We start from the raw sequence: 12004 nt of genomic DNA, 5'->3' as shown, positions 1-12004 counted from the left end.
TCATTTTGTCACACAATCACCTTATCCTGTCAGTCAGAATTTCTAAGCTTCGGTCGCCTGTTGCCATTCTTGACTCTCTGACTTCTGAACACAGCAATAGACCCGTTCAGTGCGAGAGGTGCATCTTTTGCTTACATAACCCCGCATCTGCACTGACACGCAGAAACTACGCCATGGAGGTTGGTTGAGCTCATGACAACTTCTGGGTCGTTTCACTAGATGCATGCCCTCTTGGCGCCCTATCGCCCGGTGCGCTCTTCCCCTCCAAAGGCAGGTCACACAGGTAGAAGAACCTGCAACGTGCTTACAAATATACCCAATCCGTGCTATCGGCGTATTGGTGTGATTATTTTTTATAAGAGTGCCTTGCGGCATATAGCGCAGGTTGAAAGTGTATTCGGATGGTCGAGACAGCACGCCCCGACAACGTAGGCGATAGCGTCAGAAATGTCTTCTGGGCTTACCTTTCTTTTTTCAGCACTAAGGGCCTCAATCTTATATCGATTGTTATTCTTGCCTGGTATCTTGAGCCCGCAGAGTTTGGAACCATGGCTATTTGCTTGGCCGTCATGGGATATTTCGAGATCATTTCGCAATTCGGAATGGGCGCCGCGCTTATTTCCGTACGTGAAAAAGTGGAAGAGACTGCCAGTGCGGTTCTCCTGTGTGGCCTATTGTTTTCAAGCTCTCTGGCCGGATTGCTCTGGCTGACTGCAGGGCCAATCGCCGACTGGTACGGTGATCCTCTTCTTGCCGACCTTCTACCCCTTATCGCCATTGCGCTGATCGTGCGGGCTCTGGCCACAGTAAACGGAACTTTTCTGGTTCGGGAATTGCGCCTCAAGGCCAAGCTGGTTCCGGACGTGCTGCGCGGGCTGGTCAAAGGGCTTGTTTCGATCTTGCTTGCGTTGCTGGGCTTTGGTGTTTGGTCGCTCGTGTTGGGGCATCTTGCTGGAGTCGTCGCCGGAGCTATTACAACATGGATCATAAGACCTTGGTGGCCGACCCGTAGCCCCGGTCTAGACACCTTCAAATACATCGCGCGCTTTGGGGCGCATCTGATAGGTGCGCAGTCCATTAATGCCACACGGCGGCTTCTGGACAACCTGCTGGTCGGTAAAGTCCTAGGTACCTCCGCGCTAGGGATCTATTCGCTGGCATTCCGCATTCCCGAACTTGGGATCAAGAGCTTCACGAATGTCACAAGCTTCGTCCTTCATCCCATCATGTCAAAAATGCAATCCGAACCTGAGGCGCTCAAGGCTTATTATTACGGCTCCTTGAAATACTGTGCTCTTCTGATGTTCGGGGCTGGGGCGGGGATAGCAGTTCTTGCAGAACCTTTGGTGCATGTACTCTATCCCAAAGAATGGTATGCAATGATCGTGCCCATGCAGCTTATAGCCGTCGCATTTGCAGTGGGCACAATTAACATGGTTCCAGGCGATCTTCTCAAGGCCATCAGGCGGACCGACCTTATGTTTAAGATTGCTCTTATAAACCTGCCGTTTTTCTTGGTGCTAATTTGGTTCTCAGTCCCATTCGGAATAACGGCAGTCGCCTTCATTCAAGTGGTCCTGTCGGTAATACGATTTATGACATTCTACCTGTTCCTGAAAAGCAGGCTGGATATCTCTGGGCGAAACACATTCAAAGCACTGGTGCCCGGCGCTGTTTGCACGGCAACAGCATCCGTTATGGCGCTGATTGTTCAAAGTGCCTCAAATACAAACAGCGACCTCGCGCTGCTCATCATGATGGGTGCAGCTTTTGCCACAGCATTTTTGGTGTCGTTGCGCATCATGGCCCCGGAAATCTTTCAGCAGATTGCGCAGCGTTGGATACGGAAAGCGGGCAGGGCCTAAAATAGAACCCAGCCCGCCATTGGTTAAAGCTATCTTCTGGATCAGAGCATACCGTGTCCGTTCAGGCCGGCAGGCTTTGCCCCAGAAATGCTGATGCTATGCAATCATTAAATCCGAGTAGAATTCAATGCTGTCCATGCGAAGAGGTTCACCGCCATCGGGGGTCCCTTCAAAAGCGATGAGCTCACCGTTTTCGATCCAGACATCTTCGATCACATAACTTGTCAGACTGTCAGGGGCCGCAAGTTTCTGTTCGGTTTCCTGGTCCCAGGTCCAGCTGTCGACGGCTTCACCACCGACACTGACGTTAAGAATGCTCTCGCCATCGGATTCGTCGAAATAGTTGACGACGATGTCATAGAAGCCTGTTTCGCCTTCGAAAGCGGTCGACGCCTTTGCTTGCCCTTTCCCGACGGCCCTGATCAGCTCACCGCCAGAAGCAACCGAATTATCCCTAACTTTCCAGCCGCTTTCGAGGTCCAGCGTTTCCGCTTCGACTACATAGGTTACGGTGCCATCTACTGGGGTAGGCAGAGAGGCGTCCTCTTCGCTTGTGTCAGCGTCCAGCTGCACAAGATCCAGATAGTCGATCCTGAGCGGTTCTTTCCCGTCCGTCGTTCCCGAGAACGTAATCACGTCACCGGAATTCAGCTGGATGTTTGAAATGGTGATTTCGCTGGCGGTCAAACCGTTCGCGAGATTTGAGCCCAGCTCCTGATCCCACGTCCAGTTATGGATGACTTTTCCATTTACCAGGACAGATAGGTTCGACGCGCCGTCAGCCTCGTCGTAATACCCGATGGTGAAATCATAGGTACCGCTTGCTCCGTCGAACGCGGTTGATGCTTCACCACTTCCTCCGCCTTTCACACCGATCACGCTGTCACCAGATGCGCCACTAATTGAAGACACGGAAAATCCGCTGTTCAGGTCAAAACTCTCAGCTTCGATATGGTATGCAGCAACACCATCAGCGTCCGCAGGTGGAGTTGTCGGTTCTGTTTCAGGAGCGGGGGCAGGTTGCGTATCCGCAGCATACCCGTCGAGCAAGCCATTGATGTAATCTTCGATATTGTGCACACCATTGCCGTCGGCATCGCCATGTGCGTCAAACACATCCGGGTTCGAACCGAGGATCTCCTCGTAGTAGTCCGGTATTCCGTCATCGTCGCGATCACTTGGCGCTGTGGTGTTGGGTACGAACACATACCCGCCCACATCGTCAGGGGAATCGATGATACTACCGGTTCCGTCGATCACCGATTGAATGATCCGTTCATCAATCGGGCTCAACTCTGGATAACGTGCGCCAGCATTCGCCAGGACATAGTCCATGACTTCGTCCGAGGACATTACAGTGACATTGCTCGGTTCGAATACATAGCTGTCGGAAATTTTTGACAGGGCAGTCCCATCGACTTCCGCAACATTATCATTGAGATAGTAGGCCGTACCACTCTCCGGTGATTTCAGAAGAATGGCCGCGCGATCTACCGAATCCGGGCCCGCAATATAGACATTGCCGATTATGTGGGCTGTTGATCCTTCGTGAGCGAGGAAACCGGTGTTCCCGTAGTTGTAGATCAAGTTGTTGATAAATTCGATATTTTGAACATCATCTTTTATGGTGGCGTTCCGAAACTGGTTATGCGCCAGCAAGTTGCCAACAACCGTTACGTTCGAACTGCCATCACCGATCAACATGCCCATCGAATGATCACCCTCCGGGTGCAGCGAGCTCTGTAATGCCTCTGAGAAGATGTTGTTGGAGATGGTAATGTTCTTCGCGCCGAACCAGACCGAGATCAGTTCGTCGATCGACCAGCTGAAGGAATTGCTGTCAATGATGACATTTTCGACAGTCTGGGTGTCGCTGCCGATCGAGATTCCATCCCGGTTTTCCGGCGCGTCGCCATCACCGTCGCCCGGGCGGAATTGCAACCCGCGGACGATAACGTCGCTCTCGACAATACGCAGCTTGGCACCCGTTATCGTGATGCCTTCAGGCGAGGTCTGACCGGCAATGGTAACATCTCCGTTTACCTCGATCGCATCCTCAAGCTGGATTTCACCACTCACCTCGAAGACCACAATCCGCGGTCCGTCGAGCTCTTCGAGAGCCCATCTGAGTGATCCTGGCCCCGAATCCGCAAGGGTCGTGACCTTGACTATTTCACCGCCTCGGCCGCCATCCGCTTCAGAGCCGAAACCCTGCGCGCCTTCAAACGCCAAGTCGGCGCTGGTCAGATCTTCAGCCATCTGAATTCCTTCTCGATCTCAACAGGAACGTGTTCGTCCCTTGTATTGGTTTCATTAGGGCGCTGAGTGGTGCCCCTTGGACTGCATGCATCCCAACATGCGCGGCGCTGCCTATACGCCATGGAACATATTTAAAACCGTCAGCTCGATAACACCAAGCAAGGTATCGGCGAAATTTGTCTTGGCGGTGGCTATTTTGTGCGGGTTGTTGCCAAATTCGGGTGTATTGGTGCGTATTGAGCAATTTTTTGCCGCATAAAGGTGATTGTAGGCTAAAGTAAGCCGAAGTCGCGAAGTAAAAATGCGACCCAAGGCAGTCTCAACAATTCACGGCTGCACAAATGTGAGAACTTTGTTTGGCGAATTTTGATCAGTTATTAGTGTTCAACGGGTATTGGAATGAAGAAAATCAAGATTCTCGCTCTCACGAAATCGACGGGCGGCATAGCATTCTATAACAAAATGCTTCTATCTGCGCTGGATCAGGAGCGGTTTGAGTCCCATACAATCTGTCTTTCAGAGGGCGCCGAAGCCTACGCAACCGAGCTCGCCGCTGTGGGGCTGAGTGCCGAAGTGTTCGCGATGGCGCGCTACAAGATCGATCCCCTGGGCGATCTGCGTGTTCTACGGCATGTGATTCAAGTGGCGCGCGAGTGCGGGGCTGATGTTTTTATCTGCCATGGTAGCAAGGCTGGCTTCATCGGTCGTTTGGCGGGCCGTATCTTGGGACGCCCGGCCTTCTATGTGCAGGCTTCGATGCCATTCCTCAGGCGGGTCCAGGGACGCAAAGCGCCAGTCTACTGGGCGCTTGAGGTTGTCGGGGGCTGGTTCGGCGGCAAGCTGGTCGCCATCACCGAATATGCCCGTCAGGAAACTCTGAGAAACCGGGTGGTAGCGCCGAACGCCATCCAAGTGATCCGGACCGGTATCGATACGAACCGGTTTCAGCCCGCAGGGCGGCGGGACGTCGTGGCGGAGCAGCTTGGGCTGGACCCCACGCGCCCGATCATCGGCTGGTTCGGTCGGCTAGAGCCGCAAAAGGCGCCGCATGACTATGTTGCGGCCCTCCGTGAGGTAGCTCCGAAACATCCGGACGCTCAATTCATCATGGCAGGCGAAGGTCGCCTGCACAAGGAGGTCGAACGTAACCTGCGAGGGCTGGAGAACGTGCATCTGCTGCCTTGGCAGACTGATCTCGCAACCGTTTTTCAGGCGGTGGATATCTATGCGCTGAGTTCGCATTGGGAAGGATTGCCCCTGACTCTGCTGGAAGCGATGGCCAGCGGCTGCGTGCCGGTTTCGACAACGGTAGACGGGTGTACCGAAGCCATTGATACCGGTACCGGTGGCCTATTGGTCACGCCCGGTGCTCCTGATGAGATGGCGATGGCCCTTGATACTCTTCTGTCCTCTCCTGGACTCATGTCTGATATGGCCCTTGCTGCACGGCAAAGGGCGCTAGAACTTTTCGACCGCAGTCGAATGGTCCAAGAATGGGAGGAGCTTCTGGCCCGGCAGGTCACCTCGACAGTGCAGGCCCATTCACAGCCAGCCAGTACAGACACGCTAGTTCCAGACAGGGCAAACGGGCAGACGGGTATGCGGATATGCATGGTGATCTCGTCCTATCACCCAATCGTCGGTGGCGCCGAGAAACAGGTGGCGCAGTTGGCGCGCCTCATGATTAATAAGGGGCATTCGGTCCGCGTCATCACGCGTCGTTATCCCGGTTTGTCCGCGTTCGAACTGATCGAAGATGTCGAGGTGCAGCGTATTCGCGCCGACGGCCCTAAGATTCTTGCCTCGGCTCGGTTCCTGACCGGTGCCGCGCGCGCCGTCCGCCAATACGCTCCCGATGTCGTTCACTGCCACTCGACTTTCAGCCCGACCTTAGCGGGAATTCTGAGCGGAGGTTTCTCGGGTCGACCTCTGCTTGCGAAACCGATGTGCGGCGGTGAGGTAGCGTCGATCATGAAGAAGACAGGGGGCAATCTGCGGCGGTTCGCCATGCAGCATAGGGTGTCCCGTTTTGTGGCAGTGAGCAGCGAGATCGAGGCGGAACTGCAGCAGTTCGGATTCCCGGCGTCGAAAATCCTGCGCATCCCCAACGGGGTCGATACTGAGCGGTTCCACCCCTGCAGTGGGCCGGACGAGAAAGCTGAACTCAAACAGAAACTCGGCCTTCCCAACGGAACCCTATTTCTGTTCGCCGGACGTTTCGCGCGGCAAAAACGGTTGCCGTTGCTGCTGGAGGCTTGGCACCGGGTTCGGATGCAATGCCCGGATGCAATGCTGCTTATCGCAGGTGCCAACAGAGACACCACGTCAGGCTTCAAGGCTATCGGCAGCGAAGCTGAAGACGTTCCGGCCCACCTGCTGAAACAGGACGGTGTTCAATTTCTCGGGCATGTCGATGACATGCCCTCCTATCTACGGGCATGCGAGATTTTTGTACTTCCCTCCGCACGCGAAGGGTTATCCAACGCCCTGCTCGAAGCCTCGGCCTCCGGATTAGCTATCGTGGCATCAAGAGTTGGGGGGACGGAAGACCTGATTGAGCACGGTCGCAACGGTCAATTGTTCGCACCTGATGATCCCGAAGAATTAACACAAGCCATGATCGACTTAGGTACAAACGTAGAATTGCGCTACGATCTCGGAGCCCATGCCGTCGAAACCATTCACAAACGGTTCGATATCCGGCAGACTGCGGAGAGTCTGATTTTGGCCTATTCCGCATTAAGTGGATATCGTAAATTTGAGCCAAAGCCCGTTCTGGGTGGCATAGTCCGAACTAATAACAGTCAAAAATGACACGCGAAGGCCCAATTTGGTTCTTGGACTACAGCGCAGTGGCACCAATCAACTATTAAACACTCTACGGCCCCACCTAGGTGCAACCTAATAGAATGGGAACTTCATGCCCCAACTTGCGTATCGCTCAACCCGTACTCCTCCGGCCTAACCCAGTTCTCAGCTCATGCGTTAGACGTAATTTTCCCAGATGACGCTGAGCCTTTTTGTCCGATGCGAGCCTCAGTCTCATAATACGCTCAGCCTCGACACTTAAGACAATCATAATCCAAAGAAACCTTGGAAACGCATCATGCAAAAGCGCCATGCCAGCCATGTATCCTGAAAGCCCCGCACCGAACGCTGCGATTTGCATCGCTAGCCGATCTTCCCCCTGTGCACGTGCAAATCGATAGGCCCCGATTATCCCGAGGGCCGCCACAATAAGGATCGACAGGAAAAGGAAAAGTCCGACCAATCCTGTTTCCGCTAAAACTTCCAGATAGAGGCTATGTGCTGAGCGACCTTCACCTCGAAAGATCAACCCGCTTTGTAAGGCAACATCCTGATAGTGAATGTTAAAGTTTCCGCTGCCGACCCCCCCCCAAGGATGAGTGATGAAAATTTTCCAAGCCACCTGGAAGCTTGCAAGCCGTCCCTCCGCGCTTTGGTCGATTTGGGCCGTTTCCGCCAGCCGAACAAGGGTGAAGAGCCTTTCGAAGGCTTCGGCTCCCAGAAAAGTCGAAACCGACGTCAGAAAAATGCCGAAACCAACGATAGCGGCCAACTTCTGGCGCCTGCTAAGTTGAAAAAACAAAATCCCCAAGGCGACGCAAAGAGCGAGAATCCCTCCCCGGGATTGCGTTAGCAGAAGCCCAAACAACAACAGAGCTGCTGCCGCCCCCCAGCAAAAAACTTTGTAGAGTTTGTCGGATCGAAGAAACTGCGCCAGCGCCAGCGGTATGTTGAACACAAGAATGACCGCAAAAAAGTTGGCGTCTCCGATCGGACCTTCGAAACGGCCATGATATTCATTGAAACTTGAGAAAAGCTGGATGCCAGACGGCAATTCAACCCCCAGCACCTGAATGAATCCCAAAAAGCAGATCATGGTGGTTGTCACAACCGACGATATCACGACAGTCTCAAAACCATACCGGTATTGCATGAATGCCAGAACAATCAGAGAGACAATCACCACCTTGGTGAAATCGGCGGAGTTTCCCAATGTCACACGCCAATCGGCCGCATAGGTCACGCCAAACAGATTGAACGCCACATACCCAGCCAAAAGCCACATGGAAAGCCAGCCGACATAAGGAAGGTCCCCCCACAAAACATAACGCAGGATCAGTAAGGTCATTAGGCAGGGGACGGCAAGCTTGGCAACAGAGGGAGCCCCAAACCCAGCGATCAGATTAGGCGAAAGGTTCGAAACGATCATTATTATCAGCATCGACAAGCCTACCAAGGGCGAACGCAATATGATCGTGCCTACGATTCCGAGAACCATCAGCGCTATCAGTTCAAATGCCCCCCCGCCGATTATCAACATGATAATAATGGCACCACATCCGAACCCTGCCAGCGTGGCTGGCTGCGCAAGTTTAATCCCATCGACCATCAGCAGACACCTTTCGCGTTCCATCAGCCGATCCATGCAAAACTCAGTGCGAGTTACGCTTTTTTTGAATCCTTCTTCCGACCATGACCCGAGTACCGTCCACTACCCCCCGCCTGCGCAATAAATGTGCTACAGTTTTTACACCATCCGCTATGTTAAGATAGGTCAACATAGTCGGCGACAACGGCTTGTGGCGTTCTGCGTACTCCAATTCGTAGGGAGTAGTATCGATCACGTCATAGACAATCTCTTCTACCCGTTTCTGAAGCCCCGGCGTTAGCACCTGGCGGTATTTACCGAAATTGCCTCGGTCAATCTTCCGCTTTCCTTTAGCGTTGCCAAGGTTCTCGGATGGAACAGCCAGTGTCATCATGACTTCCTCAAAAGGCCGTTCAACAAACTCGGATATTCGCCTCAGCTCCGTTTCTGAATCTATAAGAAGGTTTTCATAATAGACGCTCAGATAATCTTTCCCAAGATTACACGCGCTTTGACGGGCCGCCTTCATGTCGCGCACCCACTTGCGCGCCACCCGTAATGCATTGTGACCCCATGCCTTTTTTGCGGACACAACCACATCTCGGGGATCCCGGATGATATGTAAAAACCGCGCAGTCGGAAAAATTTCTTTCAAAAGATCCATTTCCAGCACATAGGATGGTGTCTTGTCTCCCCAAAGACCTTTCACGCCGTTTCCGTCAGCCGAATAAAACCGCAAAATAATTTCGAATGCATCATTCCATGTTCGCGCAGACCGTAATTGCTCGAAATCCGTACGGTTCATGACCGACTTTCCCATCGTTCGGCTATAAAGTTGAAAAGGCATCCGGTCAAAATCGGCAAATAGCCGATCAAGATTTGCGTCAAATCTCTTGGGATCACCGCCATGTTTCTGAAATAAGTACGGAATGAAATGGGTTTCGGGATTGCATAGATTAATACCAGAGTGCCTGTTCAATAAGTCGCGAAGCAGCTTGGTTCCGCTCCGCGGACTTCCCACTAGGAACAGTGGTCCTGAGTATCCACACATCAACTCGTCAAATCCAAACAATCCAATACAACAACAGAAACGTTAGCGGCAGCTCCCAATTAGTCAATCTTTAGTCCGCGTTGGTGTTGTCACTGGAGCAGCTTGAAATCTGATCATCAGCATTTCTTGGTGGGTTCGAAGTTAAAGTGACAACACCGTTTTTTGACATAAAATAGCCGAGAACGTGACCATCCTCGATGGCCCGTACTCATTACTTTGCCCAGTCTGACGTAGCTTGACTGTGGATCTACTTAACCGCATGATTGGCCTATGACCGAACCATTTTTAATTCGACCGGTTTTTATCGGCGCTTGCCCCAGAAGCGGGACGATCTTTTTAGGAGATCGCATAGGAGCTTTGCTGAACGGCCGGTGCGTATCACCATGGAACCGATGACCAAGCTCAAGCTGGCGCTGCGATGGAGAAAGGTCCGCGACCCCAACGCTGATCGAGGCGACCAAACGTTAGACAGTGATAACAAGGCGCGGGCTTCATGACACGGGTCGGACAGAAACGGTTTCTGCTGGGACTTGGCGCACAAAAAGCAGGTTCGACTTGGGCACATACTTATCTACAAGCCGATCCCGGTGTCGATCTGGGGCCGCTCAAAGAATACCACGTCTGGGATGTGCTGCACCTGCCTGAGATGGCATCTTTCGACCATCGGGGACGCAGTGCCTTGCGCAATGGCGCAGAGGCAAAGCTGCGCCGCATCCTGGGCAAAGCGCCCTCGGTGGAAGAGGTGCGTGGTCGCCTGCAGGATGATATTGAAGGATATTTCGATTTCTTCGCCGGACTGCTGGATCAGCCCGGGGTGCATCTGACCGGGGACATCACTCCCGCCTACGCGGGGCTGCCAGTTTCTGTGCTGGAACGTATCCGAGACGGTTTCGCCCGGCGAGGGATTTCGGTACAGGCCATGTTTTTGATGCGCGACCCGGTGGCACGTTGTATTTCTGCAGCCCAGATGAACCGTCGCAAAGGCTTGCGAACCGAGGCAGTGCCACAAAAGGGCGACCTAGACGCTGCTGTGCTGGCCTATGTAGGTACACCGGAGGAGCGGCTGCGGGCTGACTACCCGCGCAGCATTGCCGCCCTGCGCCAAGTGCTGACCGAAGAGGATATATTCTTCGGCTTTTACGAGACGCTCTTTAAAGCAGAAGGCCTGAAACGTCTGTCTTCATTCGCCGGAATAGGCCTGCGTCCCGATCTGGCAAAGCGCCGGGTCAATGCCCATGCCAAGACCGAAAGCGTCCGCCCCGAGACCCGTTCTCTTCTGCGGCAACGACTGGCCGATGTCTATGACGGCTGCGCCGAAACCTTTCCCGAAACTCGCGCAATCTGGATGCCAGAGCCATCCTCTCCCAATCTTCCGCAGTCCCAGGAGGCAGCCCAATGAGCTTTCCTCAACGTATCCGTATCGTGTCGCCAGTGTATCCCCGTCTCCGCAAGCCGGGCGCTTCATCGCCAATCTCGCCGAAGGCTGGAGCAAAACCGGCATTGACATTGATGCGGTAAGTCCCACGACTCTGTCAGAACGCCTCAAGACCGCGCGGCACAAGCCCGTTGATGTGTCCATGCCACGGGTCAGTACTACGCTGGTGCGCACTCTTGGTACGGTGATGTCACGTTAGCCGCCGTTCGGTTGCTCTTGTCTGGATTAGGACCTAGGTGGCATCGATGAATTCATCGCCTATCAGCTACAAGCGTCACCGGTTTCCCCCTCAGATCATCGCCCATGCAGTTTGGTTGTACGCCCGTTTCAATCTAAGCCTGCGCGAAGTTGAAGAGATGCTGCTGCAGCGTGGGGTCGACGCGTCTTACGAGACTGTCCGGCGTTGGGTCATCAAGTTCGGGCCGCAGATCGCTCGCAAATTGCGACAGCGACAGGACCGTCCCGGCGATGTCTGGCATCTCGATGAGGTTGTTGTGAGAATTTCTGGTCGCAAGTATTGGCTTTGGCGCGCGGTCGATCAACATGGTTTTGTGCTGGACGAAATACTCCAACCGAAACGGGACAAACGAGCTGCAAAACGACTGTTGCGCAACCTGATAAAGCGTCTTGGTTTCATTCCCAAGAGAATCATCACAGACAAGCTGCGCTCATATAGCGCCACCAAGCGGGAGATCGCGCCGGGTCTAGATCACTGGTCGCACAAAGGTCTCAACAACCGCGCCGAAAACAGCCATCTACCGTTTCGAAAGCGAGAACGGACGATGCAAGGCCATCGGTCTCCAGGAGGATTACAGCGGTTCGTGGCTACCCATTCAGCCGTTCGGAATTACTTCAGTGTCCCTGCACGCCGTCGCTCCGCCTTAACAATCAGATATCACCGTCTCGAAGCGCTTGACGCCTGGATTGCCGCCACTGGAGCAGCTTGAAATCTGATCATCAGCATTTCTTGGTGGGTTCGAAGTTAAAGTGACAACACC

The 12004-nt window shown here is 53.6% G+C and carries 7 protein-coding genes; 4 read left to right on the top strand and 3 right to left on the bottom strand.

The window, feature by feature from the left end; all coding sequences use genetic code 11:
- The first annotated feature begins 401 nt into the window (after positions 1–401).
- Positions 402–1865 (top strand): lipopolysaccharide biosynthesis protein, encoded by a 1464-nt coding sequence (locus tag GOW93_RS19930; protein WP_170388008.1) that lies wholly within the window; start codon positions 402–404, stop codon positions 1863–1865.
- A gap of 96 nt (positions 1866–1961) precedes the next feature.
- Here the strand turns inward: GOW93_RS19930 and GOW93_RS19925 are convergent, their stop codons facing one another.
- Positions 1962–4124: a right-handed parallel beta-helix repeat-containing protein gene (locus GOW93_RS19925; RefSeq protein WP_170388006.1), complete on the bottom strand. Its 2163-nt coding sequence runs from the start codon at positions 4122–4124 to the stop codon at positions 1962–1964.
- Positions 4125–4523: 399 nt separating this feature from the next.
- Between GOW93_RS19925 and GOW93_RS19920 the strand changes: the two genes are divergently transcribed.
- Entirely contained in the window at positions 4524–6938 is a 2415-nt protein-coding gene (locus GOW93_RS19920) for a glycosyltransferase family 4 protein (protein ID WP_170388004.1), read from the top strand.
- Between the two features lie 127 nt (positions 6939–7065).
- Here the strand turns inward: GOW93_RS19920 and GOW93_RS19915 are convergent, their stop codons facing one another.
- Entirely contained in the window at positions 7066–8145 is a 1080-nt protein-coding gene (locus tag GOW93_RS19915; RefSeq protein ID WP_170388002.1) for an O-antigen ligase family protein, read from the bottom strand.
- A gap of 439 nt (positions 8146–8584) precedes the next feature.
- Positions 8585–9571, bottom strand: coding sequence for a sulfotransferase family protein (locus tag GOW93_RS19910; RefSeq protein WP_254443694.1), 987 nt, complete (start codon positions 9569–9571; stop codon positions 8585–8587).
- Positions 9572–10064: 493 nt separating this feature from the next.
- Here GOW93_RS19910 and GOW93_RS19905 point away from each other — a divergent pair, with 493 nt between their 5' ends.
- Entirely contained in the window at positions 10065–10970 is a 906-nt protein-coding gene (locus GOW93_RS19905; protein WP_170387998.1) for a sulfotransferase family protein, read from the top strand.
- A gap of 281 nt (positions 10971–11251) precedes the next feature.
- Positions 11252–11953: an IS6 family transposase gene (locus GOW93_RS19900; protein ID WP_170387996.1), complete on the top strand. Its 702-nt coding sequence runs from the start codon at positions 11252–11254 to the stop codon at positions 11951–11953.
- The last annotated feature ends 51 nt before the right edge of the window (positions 11954–12004 follow it).

The sequence above is a fragment of the Ruegeria atlantica genome, from assembly GCF_013032455.1.
GTDB lineage: Bacteria > Pseudomonadota > Alphaproteobacteria > Rhodobacterales > Rhodobacteraceae > Ruegeria > Ruegeria atlantica_B.
This window is presented reverse-complemented; position numbering and strand designations above follow the sequence as displayed.